Annotated in this window: 18 protein-coding genes; 11 read left to right on the top strand and 7 right to left on the bottom strand. The window is 70.9% G+C overall.

What is annotated here, in order from left to right; genetic code table 11:
• The first annotated feature begins 184 nt into the window (after positions 1 to 184).
• The 4 genes from HAV40_RS31035 to HAV40_RS31020 all read left to right on the top strand — a co-directional run bounded on the left by HAV40_RS31035 (position 185) and on the right by HAV40_RS31020 (position 3,794).
• Complete coding sequence (locus HAV40_RS31035) at positions 185 to 2,233, top strand: MDR family MFS transporter (protein ID WP_239086861.1); 2,049 nt, start codon at positions 185 to 187, stop codon at positions 2,231 to 2,233.
• Between the two features lie 170 nt (positions 2,234 to 2,403).
• Entirely contained in the window at positions 2,404 to 2,850 is a 447-nt protein-coding gene (locus HAV40_RS31030) for a TlpA family protein disulfide reductase (protein WP_166387545.1), read from the top strand.
• The gene (locus HAV40_RS31025) at positions 2,847 to 3,278 is read left to right on the top strand and encodes a DUF4395 domain-containing protein (RefSeq protein WP_166387543.1); all 432 of its coding nucleotides are present in this window, start codon (positions 2,847 to 2,849) and stop codon (positions 3,276 to 3,278) included. Before HAV40_RS31030 ends, HAV40_RS31025 begins: the two co-directional genes overlap by 4 nt.
• Positions 3,279 to 3,344: 66 nt before the next feature.
• Positions 3,345 to 3,794: a VOC family protein gene (locus HAV40_RS31020; RefSeq protein ID WP_166387541.1), complete on the top strand. Its 450-nt coding sequence runs from the start codon at positions 3,345 to 3,347 to the stop codon at positions 3,792 to 3,794.
• Between the two features lie 66 nt (positions 3,795 to 3,860).
• On the opposite strand, the gene HAV40_RS31015 is transcribed toward HAV40_RS31020, so the two are convergent.
• A complete protein-coding gene (locus tag HAV40_RS31015; RefSeq protein ID WP_166387539.1) occupies positions 3,861 to 6,113 on the bottom strand; it encodes an ATP-binding cassette domain-containing protein in 2,253 nt (750 codons plus the stop codon).
• Positions 6,114 to 6,595: 482 nt separating this feature from the next.
• On the opposite strand from HAV40_RS31015, the gene HAV40_RS31010 reads away from it, so the two are divergent.
• Positions 6,596 to 8,122, top strand: a complete 1,527-nt coding sequence (locus HAV40_RS31010; RefSeq protein ID WP_166387537.1) for a cation:proton antiporter — start codon at positions 6,596 to 6,598, stop codon at positions 8,120 to 8,122.
• 61 nt (positions 8,123 to 8,183) lie between these two features.
• Here HAV40_RS31010 and HAV40_RS31005 read toward each other — a convergent pair whose 3' ends face one another.
• Positions 8,184 to 9,326, bottom strand: a complete 1,143-nt coding sequence (locus HAV40_RS31005; protein WP_166387535.1) for a lytic polysaccharide monooxygenase auxiliary activity family 9 protein — start codon at positions 9,324 to 9,326, stop codon at positions 8,184 to 8,186.
• A 307-nt stretch (positions 9,327 to 9,633) separates the two neighbouring features.
• On the opposite strand from HAV40_RS31005, the gene HAV40_RS31000 reads away from it, so the two are divergent.
• The 3 genes from HAV40_RS31000 to HAV40_RS30990 all read left to right on the top strand — a co-directional run bounded on the left by HAV40_RS31000 (position 9,634) and on the right by HAV40_RS30990 (position 12,585).
• A complete protein-coding gene (locus HAV40_RS31000) occupies positions 9,634 to 10,161 on the top strand; it encodes a hypothetical protein (RefSeq protein ID WP_166387534.1) in 528 nt (175 codons plus the stop codon).
• Positions 10,162 to 10,186: 25 nt separating this feature from the next.
• Positions 10,187 to 11,092: a Gfo/Idh/MocA family protein gene (locus tag HAV40_RS30995; RefSeq protein ID WP_203671794.1), complete on the top strand. Its 906-nt coding sequence runs from the start codon at positions 10,187 to 10,189 to the stop codon at positions 11,090 to 11,092.
• Between the two features lie 110 nt (positions 11,093 to 11,202).
• Complete coding sequence (locus tag HAV40_RS30990) at positions 11,203 to 12,585, top strand: serine/threonine-protein kinase (protein WP_166387530.1); 1,383 nt, start codon at positions 11,203 to 11,205, stop codon at positions 12,583 to 12,585.
• A gap of 97 nt (positions 12,586 to 12,682) precedes the next feature.
• Here HAV40_RS30990 and HAV40_RS30985 read toward each other — a convergent pair whose 3' ends face one another.
• From HAV40_RS30985 to HAV40_RS30965, 5 genes are all read right to left on the bottom strand, one after another.
• A complete protein-coding gene (locus HAV40_RS30985) occupies positions 12,683 to 14,032 on the bottom strand; it encodes a GH1 family beta-glucosidase (protein ID WP_166387528.1) in 1,350 nt (449 codons plus the stop codon).
• A 649-nt stretch (positions 14,033 to 14,681) separates the two neighbouring features.
• On the bottom strand, positions 14,682 to 15,278 hold the full coding sequence (locus HAV40_RS30980) for a GNAT family N-acetyltransferase (RefSeq protein WP_203671774.1): 597 nt from the start codon (positions 15,276 to 15,278) through the stop codon (positions 14,682 to 14,684).
• A gap of 157 nt (positions 15,279 to 15,435) precedes the next feature.
• Positions 15,436 to 16,395, bottom strand: coding sequence for a carbohydrate ABC transporter permease (locus tag HAV40_RS30975; RefSeq protein WP_166387524.1), 960 nt, complete (start codon positions 16,393 to 16,395; stop codon positions 15,436 to 15,438).
• A complete protein-coding gene (locus tag HAV40_RS30970) occupies positions 16,392 to 17,411 on the bottom strand; it encodes a carbohydrate ABC transporter permease (RefSeq protein WP_166387575.1) in 1,020 nt (339 codons plus the stop codon). The genes HAV40_RS30975 and HAV40_RS30970 overlap by 4 nt, the downstream gene beginning before the upstream one ends.
• Positions 17,412 to 17,502: 91 nt before the next feature.
• Positions 17,503 to 18,849: an ABC transporter substrate-binding protein gene (locus HAV40_RS30965; RefSeq protein WP_166387522.1), complete on the bottom strand. Its 1,347-nt coding sequence runs from the start codon at positions 18,847 to 18,849 to the stop codon at positions 17,503 to 17,505.
• Between the two features lie 337 nt (positions 18,850 to 19,186).
• Here HAV40_RS30965 and HAV40_RS30960 point away from each other — a divergent pair, with 337 nt between their 5' ends.
• From HAV40_RS30960 to HAV40_RS30950, 3 genes are all read left to right on the top strand, one after another.
• The gene (locus HAV40_RS30960; RefSeq protein ID WP_120320032.1) at positions 19,187 to 19,390 is read left to right on the top strand and encodes a cold-shock protein; all 204 of its coding nucleotides are present in this window, start codon (positions 19,187 to 19,189) and stop codon (positions 19,388 to 19,390) included.
• 239 nt (positions 19,391 to 19,629) lie between these two features.
• A complete protein-coding gene (locus tag HAV40_RS30955; protein WP_166387520.1) occupies positions 19,630 to 20,430 on the top strand; it encodes a trans-aconitate 2-methyltransferase in 801 nt (266 codons plus the stop codon).
• A gap of 26 nt (positions 20,431 to 20,456) precedes the next feature.
• Entirely contained in the window at positions 20,457 to 21,479 is a 1,023-nt protein-coding gene (locus HAV40_RS30950) for an adenosine deaminase (protein ID WP_166387518.1), read from the top strand.
• Positions 21,480 to 21,510: the final 31 nt, after the last annotated feature.

The following is a 21,510-nucleotide window of genomic DNA, read 5'->3' as shown; positions in this document are numbered from 1 at the left end:
ACCCCCCCACCCCCCCCAAACCCCCGGCCCGCGGCCATCCCCCGATGCGCGGGCCGGGCCCCTCCTCTGGCGCAACTCTTAAAGACCTGCGGCCTCGGTGTGCCACCGAAGCCGCAGGTCTTTAAGAGTTGCGGACCGGGAGGAACGGGGCTTGTGGGTCGAGGGGGGCATTTAGGGTGGATGGGTGGACCGCAGTGGAGAGCTGAGTTCTGTGCGGCGCAACGCCGTGTTCGGGACGGTGGCGCTCGGAATGCTGCTGGCGGCACTCGATCAGACGATCGTGGGGACGGCGCTGCCGACGATCGTGGGGGATCTGGGCGGTGCGTCGCACCTGTCCTGGGTGGTGACGGCGTACCTGTTGGCGGAGACGATCGCGACCGCGCTGGCGGGCAAGCTGGGCGACCTGTTCGGGCGCAAGCTGCTGTTCCAGGTCAGCGTCGGGGTCTTCATCGTGGCCTCGTTCTTCTGCGGGTTCGCGCACAACATGGCCTGGCTGGTGGCCTGGCGAGGGGTGCAGGGGGCGGGCGCGGGCGGCATCCTGGTCACCGCGATGGCGCTGATCGCCGACTACATCCCGCTGCGCGAGCGCGGCAAGTACCAGGGCGCGCTGGGCGCGGTGTTCGGCGTGGTGACCGTGCTCGGGCCGCTGCTGGGCGGCCTGTTCACCGACCACCTGTCCTGGCGGTGGGCGTTCTACGTCAACATCCCGCTCGGCCTGCTGGTCATGTTCATCTGCGCGTCGACCATGCCGAAGCTGCCCACCGCCCGCCGCCCGATCATCGACTACCTCGGCATCGCCATGATCGCGGTCGCCTCCACCTGCCTGATCCTGCTGACGAGCTGGGGCGGCTCGGAGTTCCCGTGGCTGTCCCCGGAGATCGGCGCGCTGGCGATCGGCGGGCTGCTCGCGCTGGCGCTGTTCGTGGTGGTGGAGCTGCGGGCCAAGGAGCCGATGCTGCCCATGCGGCTGTTCCGCAACCCGGTGTTCACCATCTGCGGGCTGCTCAGCTTCATCGTGGGCTTCTCCATGTTCGGCGCGCTGACCTTCCTGCCGACGTTCATGCAGTACGTCCAGGGCGCCTCGGCGACCGCGTCCGGGCTGCGCATGCTGCCGCTGGTGTTCGGCCTGCTGATCACGTCCATCGCCAGCGGCACGATCGTCGGGCGCACCGGCAGGTACAAGTGGTTCCCGGTCTTCGGGGGGCTGGTCACCGCGCTGGGCATGTGGCTGCTGTCGACGATGACCATGCTGACCACGCTGTGGGTCGAGTCGGCGTTCCTGTTCGTGCTGGGGCTCGGGCTGGGCATGAGCATGCAGACGCTGACGATCGTCGTGCAGAACACCGTCAACTACCACGACCTGGGCGTGGCCACCTCGGGCGTGACGTTCCTGCGTACGCTCGGCAGCGCGTTCGGGGTGGCGCTGTTCGGCACGGTGTACACGCACTCGCTGAACACCCAGCTGGAGCGGTTCGGCCCGCTGCTGGGCGCGCTCGACCCGCGGCGATTGGAGAGCCCGGTGGGGGTGCACAGCCTGCCCGACCCGATCCGGCTGCTGGTCGTCGGCGGCTACACCGAGGCGCTGCACATGGTCTTCCGGTCGGCGGTGCCAGTGGGCCTGCTCGCCGCGGTGATCGCGCTGTTCCTCAAGCAGGTGCCGCTGCGCGACACCGCTCGCGCGGCGGCCACCGACCTGGGCGAGGGCTTCGGCATGCCCGAGTCCGCCGACCGCACCGAACAACTGGAAAGAGCGGTCGCCACGGTATGGCGGCAGAAGGGCAACGCCGTCGCCCCGCACGTGCTGGCCTCGGCCGGGGTCGACGGCGGGGTCGGACTGGCCTGGTGCCTGTCCCGGGTGGTGCTGTTCGACGAGCACTACGGCCAGGCCCGGGTGGCCGACATCGCCGAGCACTACCACCTGCCGCCGCAGGTGCTGTGGCCCGCGTTCCAGGGTTACGCCGAGGACGGCTACCTGCGGGCGGTCGACGGCGCGGTGGCGCTGACCCCGCGCGGCACCGCCGAGTACGACCGCATCGCGACCGCCTGGCGGCAGTGGCTGGCGGGCGAGCTGTCGGACTGGGACGACACCTCCGACGAGGAGTTCGAACTCGCGGTCCGCCAGGCCGGCCGCGAACTCGTCTTCGAGGACGAGACCCCGCCCGCCCCGGTCTCCGCGGTCCCGGCCCTGCCCGCGTCCCCGGCCCCGGCCCGCGTCGGCCGCCACCGCGCCTGATCCCGCCGCCCACACCCACTCACCCTCCCGGACCGGGCAAGTCCCGCAGTGGTGGGCGGGTGCGTGGTGAGGGGCGGCGGTGTGAAAACGGTGTGGCGGCGGTGTGAAACCCGTCCGAAGCGCGGGATGATCATCGCCAGAGCGGGTCAGCGCGTGTCAGGCTGGCGAGCATGGACCAGACCGGGCTGATCGTGGCGGGCGTGGCGCTGCTCGCCGCCACGGCGTACGGCGTGGTCCACCGCAGGCGGGCGGGTAGGGTTCGCGCCGTGTCCGCTCCCGACGACCTCGTGCTGCCCCTGCTGGCCGATCTCGGCGTGCCGCCGGGCCAGGTCACCCTGCTCCAGTTCTCGTCGGCGTTCTGCGCCCCGTGCCGGGCCACCCGCGTCGTCTGCGCCGAAGCCGCCCGCACCACGCCCGGCGTGGCCCACGTCGAGGTCGACGCGGAGCACCGGCTGGACGCGGTGCGCGCGCTGGACATCTGGAAGACGCCCACCGTGCTGATCGTCGACGCGCAGGGGCGCATCGCCGGCCGGGCTCAGGGCGCGCCCACCCGCGCCCAGGTGCTGGCCGCCGTCGCGCCGCTGCTGCCCGCCGCACCGACCGAGGAGAAGGCATGACCGACCCCCGTGGCCCCCGGTTCGCGGCGGCGGTGACCACCGTGGTGATGGTGGCCGTGCTGCTCACCGGTTCGGGCTGGCTGGCCCTGGCGCAGGCGGCGGTGTTCGCGCTGACCGCGGCGCAGCCCCGCCTCGGCCCCTATGGCCTGCTCTTCCGCACCCTGCTCGCCCCGCGCCTGGGCAGACCCGCTGAACTGGAGCCGCTGGCCCCGGTGCGCTTCGCGCAGGCCGTCGGTTTCGTCTTCGCGGCCGTGGCGACGCTGGGTTACCTGCTCGGCTCGCCGCTGACCGGGGCGATCGCCGCCGCCTTCGCGCTGGCGGCAGCGTTCCTCAACGCCGCCTTCGGGCTGTGCCTGGGCTGCGAGCTGTTCCTGGCGTACCGCCGCCTGACCGGCCGCCCGCTGGCCGCCCGCGTTCCGACCTCCTGACCCGGCTCCGTCGGACCCTTCTGTTAGAACGGCGGGGTTGACCGGGCACGGCGAAGGAGTGGGCTGATGGCGACACGCATCCAGGTGACGATCGACTGCGCGGACCCGGGACGGCTGGTGGAGTTCTGGGCACTCGCGCTGCACTACCAGCCCCAGCAGCCGCCGGACGGGCACCCGACCTGGCGCTCGTACTGGCTCAGCAAGGGCATCCCGGAGGAGGAGTTGGAGGGCGCCGACGGCCTCGACTCGATCGAGGACCCGGACGGCGTCGGCCCGCGCTTCTGGTTCCAGCAGGTGCCGGAGTCGAAGGCTGGCAAGAACCGCCTGCACCTGGATCTGGCGGTCAGCGGCGGCCGCAGCGTCCCGCTGGAGGTCCGCCGCGAACGGGTCGCCGCCGAAGCCGAACGCCTCATCGCCGCCGGAGCCACCCGCCAGCGCATTCTCTTCACCGAGGGCGCCGACCACTATGGCGAGGTCATGCAGGACCCCGAGGGCAACGAGTTCTGCCTGCACTGACCGGACAGGAACGGAGCCCCGTCCCCGCCGGTGTGGTGGCGGGGACGAGGCTCCGTGGTCGGCCGGTCAGGAGCGGCCGGGCTCGTGGCGGCGCAGCGCCAGGCGGGTCAGGAAGATCATGACGACCATCTGCACGCCGAGCAGGACCATGCACTTGATCCAGTTCTCGGAGGCGTGCGCGAACAGCGGGTCCTGGAAGCTCGGCGGCAACATCGAGCCGACGTCGACCGTGGCCGCCGCCGCCCCGAAACCCCAGCGGGTCGGGAAGATCCACGAGATGATCTCCATGACCTGCTGCCCGGCCAGCACGAACAGGCCGCCGGAGAACACCAGCTGCGCCATGACCAGGACCACCATGATCGGGGTGGTCTGCTCGGTGGTGCGGGCCAGCGCGCTGACCAGCAGGCCGAGCACCGTGGACACCAGCGAGATGCCGACCATGGCGACGATGATCTCGGCGGTCTGGCTCGGGATGACCAGGGACTCGGTCGGCGGCCCCTCGAACAGGGTCAGGTAGACGAACAATGCCACCTGCGCGGTGTTGATGATGAAGAAGACCGTCAGCTTCGAGGCCAGGTATGCCGCCGCGGACACCCCGACCGCGCGTTCGCGGGCGTAGATCGGCGCTTCGGCCACGATCTCCCGGACCGAGGCCGCGGTGCCCAGGAACGCCGCGCCGGTCACGAGCACGACCAGCAGCTGCTGGGCCTGCAGGCTGAACGGGGGCAGTTTCGCCAGGCCGTCCGAGCCCGGCACCGTGAACGCGAGCACCGCCAGGATCAGCGGCATGGCCAGCAGGAACACGCTGAAGCCGCGGTCGGACAGGATCACGTTGATCATCCGCATGCACAGCGTGAAGTATTGCCTGATCGGCGCGCTGGGGTTGCGGGCGAACAGCCCCCACGTCTTGCGGTCGATATTGGCCCGGCCGGGTTTGGCGGCGGCCACGTTGGGCCGGACCCGGGCCAGGGCGTCGTCGACGCTGATCGAGGCGGGTTCGGCGTCGTCGACCACCGCGCCGGGCACCGGCAGCGGCGCGACGGCCTCGGTGAGGTCGGGCTCGTCGGTGCGCTGCGTCGGCACCAGCGGCTGCTGGGTGGTCGCCGGGTCGAACACCACGTCGGACGGCGCGGGCGGCACCGGCAGCACGGCGGGCTCGGCCCGGTTGGTGGGGGTCACCGCGCTGACGTAGCGGGCGTACAGCGGGGAGTTGCGGAAGGCGCGGGTCCACCGCTCCGGCTCTTCGGTGATCTTCGTGAAGACGTCGGCGTAGTCCTCGGCGCCGAAGAAGCCGAGCAGCTGGTCCGGCGGGCCGAAGTAGCCCATCGTGCCGCCCAGGCACATCACCAGCACCCGGTCGCAGATGTCGAGGTGCAGCACGCTGTGGGTGACCACGACGACGGTCTTGCCCTTGTCGGCCAGCTCGCGAAGCTCGCCCATGACCTCCTTGTCCAGCGCCGGGTCCAGGCCCGAGGTGGGCTCGTCCAGGCAGAGCAGGGAGGGCTCGGTCAGCAGCTCCATGGCCACCGAGGCGCGCTTGCGCTGGCCGCCGGAGAGCACGTCGATGCGGGCCTTGGCGCGCTGGGTGAGCCGCATGGTGTCCATGACCTCGTCGACCTTGGCCCAGCGCACCTTGCGCGGCACGTCGTCGGCGAAGCGCAGGGCGGCCGCGAAGCGCAGCGCGGTGCGCACCTTGAGCTGCTTGTGCAGCACGTCGTCCTGGGGCACCATGCCGATGCGGTAACGCAGCTGCGCGTAGTCGGCGTACAGGTCGCGACCGCCGTACCAGAGGCGGCCCTGGGTCGCGGGGCGCAGCCCGGTGAGCGCCTTGAGCAGCGTGGACTTGCCGCAGCCGCTGGGGCCGATCAGGGCGAGCAGGCTGCCCTCGGGCAGCGCGAAGCTGACGTCGTCGATGAGCACCTTGTTGCCGAGCCGCACCGTCAGATCGTCGGCGATGATCGAGGCGGGGCCGGTGTCGACGTGGTCGTGCAGCTGCACGCCGTCGAACAGCAGCTCGTGCCGCCCGACCGAGACGATGTCCCCGGCGTGCATGAGGGTCGCCTTCTGCACCTGGCGTCCGTTGAGGAAGGTGCCGTTGCGGCTGCCCAGGTCGACGATGTTGAATGCGTCCCCGAGGCGGCGCATCTCGGCGTGGTGGCGTGAGGCCTGCAGGTCGGCCAGCACGATGTCGTTGTCGGCGTCGCGCCCGATGCGGGTGCGGATCGAGCCGTCGGCGGCGGTGCTCTGTCCGGAGCCGTCCGCGGGGGCGGCGCTCTTGCGGCGTCGGGGCGTGCGGGAAGTGGAGGGGTCAGTTGACACTCGCACATCCTTACGGCAAGACCACTGCAGATCAAGCGCCATCCGGTCGGATCCGGCCGCCGTCGGGAACCCGATCGAGCCATCCCGGGCCCGGCGCGTCCGGGTGATATTCCCGCCCCACCGTGAAGATCGTCACGGCGGCGGTGTTCGGCGGCCGTGATTTTCGGAGCTATGGTGGTCGAGGTCGGTGCGTGGACAGTGTCCCCGGGCCTCACTTACAAAAGCCTTCACGGAATACCGTTCGGCTGGAGCCGTGTCGCGCCACTCGCCGCGAGGCGACCGCACGCACCGACCACATAAACGACAAGCCGCCCGCTCCGGTGCCCGATCATCACCGGAGCGGGCGGTGCTCTGCGCCCGCGGCAGCTGAGCTGCCTTCGTTACTTCGGCGAGACTACCAACAAACTCCGATGAAATCCATTGCCGTCTCTTGATCGTGTCGTGCCGTGTTTATCGCCGCGCGATGGCGTGCAATGGGCGGTATGGACCAACGCACCGTCATCCTCGTGCTGCTGGTGCTCGGCCTGCTCTGCGTTCCGGTCGGCGCACGCCTGCGCCTGCCCGCGCCCGTGGTCGCCACCCTGTTCGGGGCCGCGCTCGGCCTGCTGCCCGGACACTCGCTGACGCTGCACCCCGACGTCATCCTGCCCGTACTGCTGCCGCCGCTGCTCTACGCCGCGGTGCAGCGCAGCTCCTGGCGGCGCTTCGCCCGTGGCTGGAAACCCATCCTCCTGCTGGCGGTCGCCCTGGTCTTCGTGACCACGGCCGTGGTCGCCGCCGTCGCGGCCACCGTGCACCCCGCCCTGCCGCTCGGCGCGGCCGTCGTGCTCGGCGCGATCACCTCCCCACCCGACCCCGCCGCCGTGTCCGCGATGGCGGGCCGGCTCGGCCTGCCCCGGCGCACGGTCACCCTGCTCGAAGGCGAGGGGCTGTTCAACGACGTCACCGCGCTGACCATCTACCAGGTCGCCGTCGCGGGCGTGCTCACCGGCACGCTGTCGGTGTGGGGCGCGGTCGCGTCGTTCGGTTACACGGCCGCGGTCGGCGCGGTCATCGGCCTGGCCGCCGGGATCGTCTTCGGCTGGCTGTTCGACCGGCTGCCCACCGCCGAACTGCGTGCGGGACTGAGCCTGCTCACCCCGTACACCGCCTACCTGGCCGCCGACTCGGCGCACGCCAGCGGGGTGCTCGCCGTGCTCGCGGCCGGGTTCTGGCTGGGCGCGACCCGCGCCGACCCCGACGACGTCGCCGGGCGGCTGTCCGGGCGCAACTTCTGGGACGTGGTGGAGGAACTGGTCACCGGGTTCACGTTCGGGCTGATCGGGCTGGAGTTCATCGAGGCGCTCGCCGACCTCGACGCGGGCGTGTGGCCGTACGCCCGATTCGCGATCTTGATTTGTGTCACCCTGGTGGCGGTGCGCTTCGCATGGATGTTCGGCGTCGGCGGGCTGACCAAGCGGATGCGCGCGCGTGATCCGGCGGACGTGCCGGTGGGCTGGGGCGAGACCCTGATCGTGGCGTGGGCCGGGATGCGCGGGGTGGTCACCATCGCCACCGCGCTGGCGCTGCCGCGGGAGTTCCCGGGCCGTTCGCAGATCGTGTTCGTGGCGGCGGTGGTCGCGGTGGTCACCCTGCTGCTACCCGGCGTGACGCTGCCGTGGCTGGTGAACCGGCTCGGGTTGCGCACCGGGGCCAAGCGCCGCCGCGAGGCCGAACAGGAGGTCATCGCACTGGCCCAGGAGGCCGGGCTGCGCCGGCTCGACGAGCTGCGGACCGACGGCACGGTGAGCGCGGAGACGGCCCGGCGGCTGGGGGAGTGGCAGCGCGCCATCCTGGTCGACACCGAGGCCGAGGACGACGAGTGGATACAGGCCCGGCAGCGCCTCGGGGACGTGCGGGCGCAGCTGCTGGCGGCGGCGCGGGCCGCTGTGCTGGACCACCGCGAGCGCGAGCCCGAAGCCGTCGACGACGTGCTGCGCCGCCTCGATCTGCACAGCGCCGTCCACTGAGGAGCATGTCGGCGCGGGTGGCGTCCCCGGTTTCCGGCGACGCCACCCTCTCAGCGACGGTTCACGGACTCGTACAGGTCAGCGTCGGCGGGTTGTTGGTCCCGCTGTGGTTGCCCAGGAATCCGAACGTGGTGCTGGCGCCCGCACCCAGGCTGCCGTTCCAGGCCACGTTCTTGAACGTGGTCGACCCGGTGGCGTTGGTGTACGTGCTGCTCCAGCTCTGGTTGACGGACTGGCCGTTGGCCCAGGTGGCCTTCACCGTCCAGGCCGTGATCGCGGACCCGCCCGCGGTCACCTTGACCTCCCCCTGGAACCCGTTGTTCCAGCCGGTGCCGACCGGCGTGTACGTCGCCGAGCACGCGCCCGACGGGACCGACGGCGTCGCGGGACCGGGCGTCGACGGCGCCGGGCTGCTCGGCCGCGGTGAGGCCGCACTCGGCGACGGCGACGGCGGACGCGACGGCGAGGCCGACGCGGACGGGATCGGCGACGGCGTGGTCGGCGGGTTGTTGATGCCCGTCACCTGGCCGTTGCCGCCGTCGAAGATGACGTCCGAGCAGCCGTAGAAGGTCTCCTGGCTGTCCGAGCGCTTCCAGACGGAGTAGATGACGTGTCGGCCGGACTTGCCCGAGGGCAGGTTGCCGTTCCAGTAGTAGTAGCCGTCCGGGGCCGGGCCCGACATCGGCGGGTGGTCGATGCTCAGGAACGGCTGCTCCTCCATGTCCGCCCAGGTGAGCGCCTGGTTGGGGTTGTAGCCGTCCTTGGTGACGTACAGGTAGAACCAGCCCGGGTGGGCGGCCCAGTTGCTGTAGCGCCAGCTGTGCGCGGCACCGGTGGTGAGGTGGGTCAGCGGCCAGTCGCTGCGCGGCGCGTCGAAGCCCGCGAACTTGGTGAACCCGCCGCTGCACAGCGCGCCGTCGGGGATGAAGCCGCGGGTGCGGCCCTGCCCGTCGGAGCGCAGCACGCCGAACCAGTCGTAGAACGGCTGGGTGCCGCCGACGGCGGCCGCGTTCTGGCAGGCGCCGTTGGTCGGCTTGACCTCACCGGTGCTGGACTTGCCGTCCAGATAGCACAGGTAGGTGCGGCTGCCCGGGGTGAGCAGCGCGCCGTGCGCCGCCGCGGTGCCCGGGTTGATCATCGTGAGGGCGAGACCGGCGGCGAGCGTGGCGGCCGCCGCCAGAGCGGCGGCCTTCAGCTTGTTCATGTGCTGTCCTTTCCGGCACGGACACGCGAGGCCGCTCCGGAGGAGGATCCGGCGGTACGCCGTCACGGCGCTTCGCGGGACACGGAGTGGACGGGGCGGTCGTGCCGTGGATGCGGGATCACCCCTGCCGCGGCCATCGGGCCGGGGACAGGGGTCAGGGACGATCCGTCGCGTCGGCGCGGCTCACGCACAGGCCGCGGCGCGCTCCACGTCTGCCCTCGCAGCACCACGGCATCGATATTCCACCATGTGATCAACGGCGGCGGCAATGGTTGCGCCGTGCCAACGCGGGTGCGAGCATGTGCCCGTGTCGATGACCGCGGTGCGCCGCAACGCCTGGTGGCTGCTGCCCGAGCTGCTGGCGCTGGGGCTGGTCGCCGGGCTGTTCGCGGTGGCGGGGCCCACCGATCTCAAGGACGTGCTGGCCGAGCGCGTCGCGGTGATCCTGACCGAGTCGTCCCCGGCCGAGCACCACCAGCACGGCCACGACGTCGCCGCCGAGGACACCGTGCTGTGCACCGCCGAGACCATGGGCACCGAGCCCGCCGACGCCCGGCGCGTGCAGGACGTGCGCGTGGTGTACGCGTACTTCTTCTGCGCCGCTGGCGAACCCGGCCAGCCGTGGGACTTCGCGGCCCGCATCTCCGGCCCCGTCGTCGTCGAGCTGACCGACCCGCCACAGGTGCGCATCGCCGAGGCGGGGCTCGGCTACCCCGACCGCGTCAAGGCGATGCTGCCCGACCAGTACGAGGCCTGGGCGTTCGGCGGCTTCCGCGACGCCAGCCTGCCCACGGCGCTGCAGCGGCGCTACCTCGACGAGGTCGCCAAGGCCTGAGCCCCGGCGGGCGACTAGGCTGATCATCATGCGATTCGGATTGTTCGGCACCGGCTACTGGGCGGAGCACACCCAGGGCGCGGCACTGGTGTCCCACCCCGACGCCGAACTGGTGGGCGTATGGGGACGCGACCCCGCCAAGGCCGCCGCGCTCGCCGACCGCCTGGGCACCCGGCCCTACGGCGACCTCGACGCGCTGATCGCCGACGTCGACGCCGTCGCGGTCGCGCTGCCGCCCGACGTGCAGGCCCCGATCGCCGAGCGCGCCGCCCGCGCGGGCCGCCACCTGCTGCTGGACAAGCCCCTCGCGCTGACCACCGCCGACGCCGACCGCGTCGTCGACGCCGTCACCGATAGCGGCGTGGCCAGCGTCGTCTTCTTCACCGGGCGTTTCGACCCCGAGGTGACCGCGTCCCTGGAGCAGGCCGCCGCAGGGGGCGGCTGGAGCTCGGCCCGCGTCACGATGTACGCCTCCATCTTCGCCGCGGGCGGCCCGTACAGCGGCTCGGCCTGGCGCAAGGTGCACGGCGGGCTCTGGGACCTCGGCCCGCACGCGCTGTCGCGGCTGCTGCCCGTGCTCGGCCCGGTCACCGAGGTGACCGCGCTGGCGGGCGCGCACGCCACCAGCCACGTGCTGGCCCGCCACGACAGCGGCGCGGTCAGCGTGCTCATGCTGACGCTGGACGCCCCGCCGGCGGCACCGCTGTTCGAGTACCAGTTGCACGGCGAGGCCGGGGTGCTGGACCTGCCCGGCGGCTCCGGCGACCCCGTCGCCGCGTTCGGCCGGGCGATCGACGAGCTGCTCGCCGAGGCCCGGCGGACGGGCACGCCCGCGCATCCGTGCGACGTGCGGTTCGCCCGCGAGGTGGTCGCGGTGCTGGAGGCGGCGCAACTGTCCCAACAGGAGGGACGTACGGTCGCCGTACGGTGACCGGTGCCGCGGGGTCGCGGGGCAGGTGGGAACCGGATCGGTCAAGAGATCCGCAATCGTGTCCGGGCAACCGTTGACACCACAGCGGATCATGCAGCAACGTGCCGTCCATGACCGAGTACGCCTATCCGCTGCGCGCCGGCGACCTGATGGTCGAGCGGTACCGACTGATCGACAGGATCGGCGTCGGCGGCATGGCGGTCATCTGGCGGGCCCGCGACGAGACGCTGGACCGCCTGGTGGCGCTCAAGGTGCTCGACCCGCGCCTGTCCGGTGACGAACGGCTGCGCGAGCTGGCCCGGCGCGAGGCATGGGCGGTGGCCCGCCTCAACCACCCGGACGTGGCCGGAGTGCACGACTTCGTACGCACCAGCACCCCGGACGGCCAGGAGATCGCGGTCATCGTGCTCCAGCTGGTCGCCGGTGAGCCGCTGGCCGACCGGATCGCGCTCGGAGCGCTGCCGTGGCGGGAGGCGGTGCGCGTCGGCCTGCGCATCGCCGCCGTGCTGGAGGTCGCGCACCGCCGGGGCGTGGTGCACCGCGACATCACCCCCGACAACGTGATGGTGCACGGCGAGCAGGTCACCGTCCTCGACTTCGGCATCGCGGCCCGCGTCGGCGAACCCGACGACGACAGCACCGGCGCCAGCTTCGGCACCCCGGCCTACGTCGCCCCCGAACGCCTCGACGGCATGCCCGCCGAGCCCGCCACCGACGTGTACGCCCTCGGGGTGGTGCTCTACGAGATGCTCACCGGCCGCCCGCCGTTCCGGGTGCGCGGCTGGGACGACGTCGCCGCCGACCACGGCCCCGTGGTGCCGCCGGACGTGCCCGGCCTGCCCCGTACGGTGGCCGCCGTGGTGACCTCGTCGCTGCGCCGCGAACCGGCGACCCGCCCCACGGCGGCCGAGGTCGCCCGCGTGCTGCGCGCGGTGCCCGCCCGCTCGCCCCGGCGGCTGCTGACGGCGGCGGGCGCGCTGGCCGGGGTCGCCGTGCTCGGCACGCTGGCGTGGTCGCTGTCCACTCGCGAGTCCCCGCCGGGACAGGGCGCCGGCACGCCGCCCGCGAGCACGCCCGGCTTCGGCACGCAGCCGGGGTCGGCGACGCCGTCCGGTGCGGCCCCCACGAGCGCCGCCGCCTCGCCGAGCGCCGGGGGTTCCCGGCCCACGCCGGGCCCGTCCGCCCCGGCCGGGCCGTCCACCGGCCCGTCACCCGTCCCCGTGCTCACCGTCAAGCAGGCGCAGGACGCCGCGCTGCGTACGGTCGACGACGCGGCGCGCGACGGCAAGGTCCGCGTCGACGTGGCGACCGATCTGCGCAACACGGTGAACAACCTGGTCCGGGCCAGGCCCACCGGCGCGGGCCTGGCCGAGCAGACGCAGGCCGTGCACCTGAAGATCGACCAGCGGGTCGGCGAGGGCACGCTCGCCTACGAGGTCGGCGAACGGCTGCACGACGACGTCGCGGCGCTGGCGCGAGCACTGGCGGCCTGAGCAGCCGCCACATGCTAGGGGCCGGGCGACCGTCAAGGTCACCCGGCCCGGTCACCCGGCGGCGTGGACGCGAGGGTCGCCCACCGCCGGGGAGGCATCACAGGCCGTTGGCGTCGATCACCCCGCTGTACCAGCGCGCACTGGCCTTGGGAGTGCGCTGCTGGGAGGCGTAGTCGACGTAGATCAGGCCCCACCGCTCGTCGTAGCCTTCCTGCCACTCGAAGTTGTCCATCAGCGACCACACGTGGTAGCTCTCCAGGTTCACCCCGTCGGTGATGGCCCGGTGCGTGGCGGCGAAGTGGTCGCGCAGGAAGGCGATGCGGCCGGTGTCCTGCACGGTGCCGTCGGCGCCCATCACGTCGGGGCAGGGGAGCCCGTTCTCGGTGATGGTCAGCGCGATGTCGCCGTAGTCCTTCTTGATGCGGGTCAGGATGTCGTACATGCCCTCGGGGTAGATCTGCTGCCAGAACGCCTCGCTGGTGGGGTGCTTGCGCACCGTCTCCCCGGCGCCGGTGACGTAGATCGGGCAGTAGTACTGCACGGCCAGCAGCTCCACCGGCGACGAGATGACCTCCAGGTCGCCGTCGCGGATGTGCTCGCTCATCGGCGAGAAGCGCGCCACGTCGGCCAGCACGTCCTGCGGGTAGTGGCCCTTCAGGATCGGGTCGAGGTAGAGGCGGTTCTCGTAGCCGTCGAACAGCACGGTGGCCTGCTGGGCCTCGGGGGTGTCGTCGGCGGGATAGCAGGGGTGCAGGTTCAGCGCCGGGCCGATCCGGGTCTGCGGGCCCAGGTGCGGGCGCATCGCCTGCACCGCCAGCCCGTGCGCGAGCAGCTGGTGGTGCGCCACCACGTACGCGGCGGCCTGGTCCTGCTTGCCGGGGGCGTGCGACCCGTACAGGTAGCCGTTCTGCACGATGGTCTTCGGCTCGTTGAGGGTGAGCCAGTTGGGCACGGCGTCACCGAGCGCCTCGGCGAGCACGGCGGCGTACTCGGCGAAGCGGTAGGCGGTGTCGCGGTTCTCCCAGCCGCCGGCGTCCTGCAGCTCCTGCGGGGTGTCCCAGTGGTACAGGGTCACCATCGGGGTGACGCCCCGCTCGCGCAGCCCGTCCACCAGGCGGCGGTAGAAGTCCAGGCCCTTGCGGTTGACGGGGCCGCTGCCGCCGGGCACGACGCGCGGCCAGGCGATGGAGAAGCGGTAGGACCGCAGGCCCAGCTCCTTGATCAGATCGAGGTCGGTGGACCAGCGGTGGTAGTGGTCGGCGGCGACGTCGCCGTGCTCGCCGTTGCGCACGCGCCCCGGCGTCTTGGCGAACGTGTCCCATACCGACGGTCCGCGGCCGTCGATGGCGGCGGCACCCTCGATCTGGTAGGCCGACGTCGCGGCGCCCCAGATGAAGCCCTCGGGGAACTGCAGCCCCATCGAGGTGGGCGACGGATGACCTGGCATGCGGTGCTCCTCAAATACTGGGATAAGGACTGATCATGGATGGGAACGCTCCCATGATCAGGTACAGTTGTCCTCATCCCTGTGACGGGTGGAGATGTGGTGTAAAGACTTTCGCACATGTGGCGCAAGTCTGGTGCTGCTGGGCGCTGAGGCGGAGAATGCCGATGGGTATGGGGACGGGGAAGGGCAGTCCCCGCCCCCATCGGGTGCTCACGCCCTGTGTCTGCCGAGCGGCAGGGTCACGAGGCAGCGTGACGCGCGGGAGCCGTTGGCACGCGACGTAGTCGCGAGCTTCACCTCCTCTCCGGCACCCGGAGGGAGGTCGGTCGCCGGTCGTAGGGAGATCGGCGACCGACCGCCTCTGGGAGCGGCCGGCGATGGCGTCCGGGCGGGCCATCGACGGGACGAATTCTTACATTGATGAACATCCGTGGAAGCGTTCCCATGGACGTTTGTTGGAACGATAGCGACAACTTCGCCAGAGGGGAAGACCCTTCATCGCCCCAGAATCTGTAGGCAACCACCAGGAAATCCTTGGCTGCCAACCGCATCGGCCCCTACCTGCGGAAGCGCTCCCACGGCCCGGCCGTCGATGTGTCGGGCATGTTTCCACATTGACACGCGGCGACGCCCGGACGGGTGGTTCCGGTCAGGCCGTGGCGGGATCGCGCCACAGCGTCCACTGTGGCGGGCCGGAGCGCATCGGTGGCTGACCGGTCACGGTGAACCCGTGGCGGCGGTAGAAACCGAGATTGCGCTCGTTGGAGGACTCCAGGTAGACCGGCAGCCCGGCGGCGTCGAAGCGGGCCAGCGCGTCGGTCAGCAGCAGCGAGCCCAGCCCCGTGCCGCGCGCCGCGTCGGCCGTGCCGATGAACTCCAGATACCAGTGCTCAGCGGGCTGGCCCTCGTGCAGGCGGTCGATCTCGCCCATCCGGCCCAGCAGCCTCGGCAGCCGCGTGCCGGTGGCCCGCAGCAGCGGCCCGGCCGCCCGGACGACCGCCGGGGTGGGCAGCTTCCACTCGTGCGGCGGCGCCCACATCGTGACCGCCTGGCGGTCCGCGGTGGTGTACACGTGGCCGCGCGGGATCGCGTACCGCAGCAGGGCCCCGAAGATGCGCTCCAGCCGCTCATGACGGCCACGCGCCGGAACCATCCAGCACCACACCGGATCGTCCCCGAACGCCTCGGCCAGCGTCGTGGCAAGACCAGGCAGATCATCGGGTACGGCGACGCGAACAGTATTCACATCCGGCATCCTGCCGTACCCTCCGCCACCCCGCGACCCGCACCCTCGGCGGTCCCGCACCTCGCGGCGGTCCCGCACCGGCCATGATCGCTGTTTCGTGTCAAAAGGTGCGGTCGGACCACACTTCTGGACACGAAACAGCGATCAACGGTCGGGGTCAGCCCTTGACGCTGCCGGCCAGGAGGCCGCGGACGAAGTAGCGCTGAAGGGAGAGGAAGACGGTCAGCGGGACGATGATCGAGACGAAGGCGGCCGCCGTCAGGCGTTGCCACTCGTTGCCGCGGTTGCCGGCCAGTTCGGCCAGGCGCACCGTGAGCGGGGCGTTCTTCGGCCCGCCCGCGAAGATCAGAGCGACCAGCAGATCGTTCCAGACCCACAGGAACTGGAAGATGGCGAAGGACGCCAGCGCGGGCACGATCAGCGGCAGGATGACCGAGCGGAAGATCTTCGCGTGGGTCGCGCCGTCGACCCGGGCCGCCTCGACCAGGTCGCCGGGCAGCTCCGCCATGAAGTTGTGCAGCAGGAAGATGCCCAGCGGCAGGGCGAAGCAGGTGTGGGCGAACCAGACCGTGATGAACTTGGCCGGGCCGTCGAGGTCCCAGGCGGGCAGCAGCTGCACCCCGCCCAGCGATACGCCGTAGTTGAAGAACGACAGCAGCGGGATCAGCGCCATCTGCAGCGGAACGATCTGCAGCGCGAAGATGCCGATGTAGACCCAGTCCCGGCCGCGGAAGCGGGTCCACGCCAGAGCGTACGCGGCCAGCGCACAGAACGCCAGCGGGAACAGCACCGACGGGATCGTGATGACCAGCGAGTTGACGAAGTAGCCGGCCAGCCCGCCGGAGGCGGACCGGGACCCGAACAGCACCTGGTTGTAGTTGTCCAGGGTGAACTGCGGGTTGCTGAAGAAATTCCACCAGCCGTTGGACTTGATCTCGTTTTCCGGCCGGATCGACGAGATCAGCACACCGAGCGTGGGAACCGTCCACAGCAGCGCGATCACCAGCGACACCGCGCTGGCCGTACGGCTGGTCAGCTTCTTGCGCACCCGCCCCGCCACGGTCGGCGGCACCTCGGCATCGGGCGCGGCCACGATCGTCTCCGTACCCGTGCTCATCGGGCTCCCTCCAGCCGGCGGCGGCGCATGAGCCGCACCTGGTAGATCACGATGGGGATGACGAAGAGGAACAGCAGCACCGCCAGCGCGGCGCCCTTGCCCTTCTCGTCGGCCCGGAACGAGTACGTGTACATCTCGTTGGCCACCACGCTGGTGCCGAACTGGCCGCCGGTCATGGTGCGCACGATGTCGAAGACCTTCAGGGTGCCGATGGAGATGGTGACCAGCACGACGACCAGGGCCGGGCGGATGCTCGGGATGGTGACGCGCCAGAACATCTGCCACGGCGTCACGCCGTCGATGTGGGCCGCCTCGACGATGTCGGCCGGGATCGCCTTGATCGCCGCGGAGAGCACCACCATGGCGAAGCCGGCCTGGATCCACACCAGCACCACGATCAGGAACAGCGTGTTCCACGGTCCGTCCAGCAGCCACTGCTGCGGCGTGCCGCCGAACCAGACGACGATCTGGTTGAGCAGGCCGATCTGGTCGGCGCCCTCCTGGCGGTACTCGTAGACGAACTTCCAGATGATGCCCGCGCCGACGAAGGAGATCGCCATCGGCATGAAGACCAGGGACTTGGCGAACGACTCGAACCGGGAGCGGTCCACCATGACGGCGTAGACCAGGCCGACCGCGGTGGACACGGTGGGCACCAGCAGGACCCAGAGCAGGGTGCTGAGCAGCACGCCGTACTGCACGGGGGTGGTGCTGAAGTCGGGCAGCATGCCGGAGTTCTTGTCGGTGAACATCCAGCGGAAGTTCTCCAGCCCCACGAACTCGCTGGAGTCGGCGTTCATGAACGCCAGCACCATCGTGCGGATCGCCGGCACGACCAGGCCCACCAGCAGCAGCAGACCGGCCGGCGCGAGCAGCCCCAGCGCGATCCACCGGTCCTTGCGCGCAGGCAGCACGTCCAGCACCAGCAGCAACAGGCCCACCACGGCGGCGAAGGCGATGACGCCGTACAGCAGCATCATCAACTTCGGGGCTTCGGCGGTGAAGTCGAAGTTCAACACGATCTCCTCGGGCACCGGTCGGGAGGAAGACTACGCCGTGTGAGCCCCGGATCGGGACCCACACGGCGTAGAGAGATCAACTACCGGCTCACTTGGGCCAGGTGCCCTCGATGAAGTCGAGGGTGGCCTTGGTGTCGGTGCCGTTGATCCAGTTGGTCATGCCCTTCCAGAAGGAGTTCGCGCCGACGGCGGCGGGCATCAGGTCGGAACCGTCGAAGCGGAAGACCGCCCCGCTGTCCTGCAGGATGCCGACCGCCACCTTGTCGATCGGGTTGGACACGTTCGCCACGTCCAGGCCCTTGTTGGCGGAGATCCAGTTGTTCAGCTTGGCGCGGCTGTTGGCGAAGTCGGGGCTGGCCAGGTAGGTCTGCACCGACTGCACGGCCGCGCTGTCGCTGAACGCGCCGACGAACTCGCCGCCGCCCAGCACCGGCTTGCCCTTGGCCGGGTCGATCGGCGGCAGGTAGAAGGCGAACGCGTCGCCGTCCTGGGCCACCTTGGTGCCCTTCGGCCACTGGTTGGCGTAGAACGAGGCCTGGCGGTGCATGCCGCACTTCTTCTGGACGACCGGCAGGCCGCCGTCCTGGAAGGTGGTGGTGGCGATGGACTTCACGCCGCCGATGCCGCCGTTGACGTAGTTCTCGTTCTTGAGGATCGAGCCCACCCGGTCGGTCGCCGCGACGATCTTCGGGTCGTTGAACGGGATGGCGTGCGTGACCCACTGGTCGTACACGTCGGGCCCCTGCTCGCGCAGCAGCACGTCCTCGATCCAGTCCGTGGCCGGCCAGCCGGTCGCGTCCTGCGAGCCGATGCCCGCGCACCAAGGCTTGATCTTGGCGGCGACCATCTTGTCGCTGAGCTGGATCATCTCGTCCCACGTGGTCGGGACGGTCCAGCCCTTCTCCTTGAACAGGCTGGGCGAGTACCACACGAACGACTTCACGTTGGCGCCCAGCGGTGCGCCGTACAGCGTGCCGTTGACGGTGCCGTACTTGAGCCAGTCGGGTGAGAAGTTCTGCGTGGCCATGGTCTTGGTCTTGTCGCCGGCGGCCTTGAGCTTGCCGCCCTTGGCGAAGAACTCCAGCAGACCGGGCTGGGGGATGAAGGCGAGGTCGGGGGCGTCGCCGCCCTCGACGCGGACCTTCAGCTGCGCCTCGAACTCGCCGCTGCCCTCGTACTCGATCTTCACGCCGGTGCAGTCCGCGAACGGCTTCCAGGCCTGCTCGAGCAGCCCTGCCTCCGCGTCGCGGATCGGGGAGTAGATGGTGACGGTCTCGCCGGCGATGCCCGTGTAGTCCTTGTAGGCGGCGCACTCGGGGGTGTCGAGCTTGTCGTTGGCCGTGTTGTCGGACTCTCCGCCGCAGGCCGCGACCGTGAGAGCCATGACGACCGCACCGGAGAAGGCGAGCAGACGCCGCTGTCTGTTGGATGCCATGGAGTTTCCTCCTCGTGAGCTTGTCGGAGCGAAGCCCCCTGGAACCGGACTACCGCAAGGTGACGCAAGCCATGCAAGCGCTTTCGGTCTCGAACTGTCCAGCGCTGACAACAGTAAGGTTCGTAACGATTCGGAAACCACCCCGGAACCTGTAATGACGATCATCCCCCTCCCCAAGGCGCGGTGTTGTGGGCTACACTGGCCCCTGGTTTTTGTGTACGTGGTCTGCTCGCGTTGCCCTCCCTGAGAAGTGAGGACCGCCGGTTGCCGCTACTCAGTGGCCAGCCCCCGCACGAGGTGTGCGGCGCGGTTCAGTTTGTGCAAGGAAATGGTGAAAATGGCTCAGGGAACCGTTAAGTGGTTCAACGCCGACAAGGGCTTCGGCTTCATCTCCGTCGACGGTGGTGGCGCTGACGTCTTCGTGCACTTCTCTGCGATCCAGGCCAGCGGCTTCCGCAGCCTCGAGGAGAACCAGCGCGTCGAGTTCGAGATCGTCCAGGGCGCCAAGGGCCCCCAGGCCGACGCGGTTCGCCCGCTCTGATCTTCCTAAGGTGACGCCACCGGAGCCACGCGCTCCGGCGGTCGTCGTCTGACCCTGACGGGCCGGTGTACACCGGCCCGTTTGTCGTTCCGTGCGGCCTGTGGGCCCGCGGAGCGTGTCGAGCCCCGCATCATGCCCTGTATGCGGGGCTCGATGCTGTTCCCGGTTGCGGACGCGCTGGCACCAGGCTATCTTCAAACCAAGACGTACGTACGGTTTGGTGAGCTGGAGGCCCTGCGATGTGGAACCCCGAGACCTACCTGCGCTTCGCCGACGACCGCGGCCGACCGTTCCACGACCTGGTGGCCCGCGTCGGGGCCGAGCGGCCCCGCCAGGTCGTCGACCTCGGCTGCGGACCCGGCAACCTCACCGCCACCCTGGCCGCGCGCTGGCCGGGGGCGCGGATCAGCGGCATCGACTCGTCGCCCGAGATGATCGACAAGGCGCTGGCCGACCAGGGCGGCACCGGCCCGGTGTCCTATCGGGTCGGCGACGTGGCCGACTACCTGCCGGGGCCGGAGGTCGACGTGATCGTCACCAACGCGGTCCTGCAGTGGGTGCCCGGTCAGGAGGAACTCGTCGGCAGGTGGGCGCGGGCGCTGCGGCCGGGCGGGTGGCTGGCGCTGCAGGTCCCCGGCAACCACGACAATCCGGCCCACCGGGCGCTGCTCGAACTGTGTCTCACATCACGCTGGGCCCCGCTGCTCGGCGGGATCGGCGCGCAGCCGCGATCGGTGCCCGGACCGCAGCAGTACGCCCGCCTGCTGCGCGAAGCCGGCTGCGCCGCCGACACCTGGGAGACCACGTACGTGCACCAGCTGCCCGTCACCGACGGCCCGCACCCGGTGCTCACCTGGATCACCGCCACCGCGCTGCGGCCGGTCCGCGCCGCGCTGGCCGGGGAGACCGGCGCGTGGGAGGCGTACTGCGCGGACCTGGAACCCGTACTGCGCCAGGCCTACCCCGCCGACGGGGACGTGGTCGACTTCCCGTTCCGCCGCGTGTTCGCCGTGGGCCACCGCACCGCAGCGGCCTCGTGACCGGGGCCGGAAGGTAAAGTGCCCGCATGGCTAAGGACGATCTTGCGAGCTTCGTGGCGGGACTGCCGAAGGCCGAACTGCACGTGCACCACGTCGGTTCGGCCTCCCCTCGCATCGTGGCCGAGCTGGCCGCCCGGCACGAGGGCCGCAGCCCGGTCCCGGCCGACCCCGCGCTGCTCGCCGAATACTTCACCTTCACCGACTTCGCGCACTTCGTCGAGGTCTACCTCAGCGTCGTCGACCTCATCCGCGACGCCGAGGACGTACGCACCCTGACCTACGGCGTCGCCCGTGACCTCGCCGCCCAGCAGGTGCGCTACGCCGAGCTGACCGTCACGCCGTACTCCAGCGTCAACCGGGGCATCCCGGCCGAGGCCTTCTGCGAGGCCATCGAGGACGCGCGTATCGCGGCGGAGAAGGAACTCGGCCTGGTCCTGCGGTGGTGCTTCGACATCCCCGGCGAGGCCGGGCTGCCCGCCGCCGAGCAGACCCTGCGCATCGCCCTGGACCAGCGCCCCGACGGGCTGATCAGCTTCGGCCTCGGCGGACCCGAGATCGGCGTGCCCCGGCCCCAGTTCAAGCCGTACTTCGACGCCGCCCGCGCGGCCGGCCTGCACAGCGTCCCGCACGCGGGGGAGACCACCGGCGCGCAGACCGTCTGGGACGCGCTCCGCGACCTCGGCGCGGAACGCATCGGCCACGGCATCTTCGCCGCGCAGGACCCGGAACTGCTGGCCCACCTCGCCGAGCACGCGATCCCGCTGGAGGTGTGCCCCACCTCGAACCTGCGTACCCGCGCGGTCGCCGACCTGGCCGAGCACCCGCTCGCCGCGATCGTGGCCGCGGGCGTCCCGGTGAGCATCAACTCCGACGACCCGCCCATGTTCGGCACCACCCTCAACAACGAGTACGAGGTAGCCGCCCGCCTTCTCGACCTGGACACCACCGGCGTCGCCGACCTGGCCCGCCAGGCCGTGCACCACTCCTTCGCCCCGGCCCAGGTCAAGTCGACCCTCCTCACCGAGATCGACACCTACACCGCCTCCTGACCCGCCCGGCGCATCTCGCCCGCCCCTTCCC

The organism is Catellatospora methionotrophica (assembly GCF_011297335.1).
Classification (GTDB): domain Bacteria; phylum Actinomycetota; class Actinomycetes; order Mycobacteriales; family Micromonosporaceae; genus Catellatospora; species Catellatospora methionotrophica.
This window is presented reverse-complemented; position numbering and strand designations above follow the sequence as displayed.

What these genes read in the sequence shown, in the direction of transcription:
- HAV40_RS31025 (WP_166387543.1), top strand. Translation starts at nt 2,847, where the DNA reads ATGACCGACCCCCGTGGCCCCCGGTTCGCGGCGGCGGTGACCACCGTG.
- HAV40_RS31005 (WP_166387535.1), bottom strand. Translation starts at nt 9,326, where the DNA reads ATGAACAAGCTGAAGGCCGCCGCTCTGGCGGCGGCCGCCACGCTCGCC.
- HAV40_RS30955 (WP_166387520.1), top strand. Translation starts at nt 19,630, where the DNA reads ATGTGGAACCCCGAGACCTACCTGCGCTTCGCCGACGACCGCGGCCGA.
- HAV40_RS31030 (WP_166387545.1), top strand. Translation starts at nt 2,404, where the DNA reads ATGGACCAGACCGGGCTGATCGTGGCGGGCGTGGCGCTGCTCGCCGCC.
- HAV40_RS30960 (WP_120320032.1), top strand. Translation starts at nt 19,187, where the DNA reads ATGGCTCAGGGAACCGTTAAGTGGTTCAACGCCGACAAGGGCTTCGGC.
- HAV40_RS30985 (WP_166387528.1), bottom strand. Translation starts at nt 14,032, where the DNA reads ATGCCAGGTCATCCGTCGCCCACCTCGATGGGGCTGCAGTTCCCCGAG.
- HAV40_RS30965 (WP_166387522.1), bottom strand. Translation starts at nt 18,849, where the DNA reads ATGGCATCCAACAGACAGCGGCGTCTGCTCGCCTTCTCCGGTGCGGTC.
- HAV40_RS30990 (WP_166387530.1), top strand. Translation starts at nt 11,203, where the DNA reads ATGACCGAGTACGCCTATCCGCTGCGCGCCGGCGACCTGATGGTCGAG.
- HAV40_RS31010 (WP_166387537.1), top strand. Translation starts at nt 6,596, where the DNA reads ATGGACCAACGCACCGTCATCCTCGTGCTGCTGGTGCTCGGCCTGCTC.
- HAV40_RS31020 (WP_166387541.1), top strand. Translation starts at nt 3,345, where the DNA reads ATGGCGACACGCATCCAGGTGACGATCGACTGCGCGGACCCGGGACGG.
- HAV40_RS30950 (WP_166387518.1), top strand. Translation starts at nt 20,457, where the DNA reads ATGGCTAAGGACGATCTTGCGAGCTTCGTGGCGGGACTGCCGAAGGCC.
- HAV40_RS30975 (WP_166387524.1), bottom strand. Translation starts at nt 16,395, where the DNA reads ATGAGCACGGGTACGGAGACGATCGTGGCCGCGCCCGATGCCGAGGTG.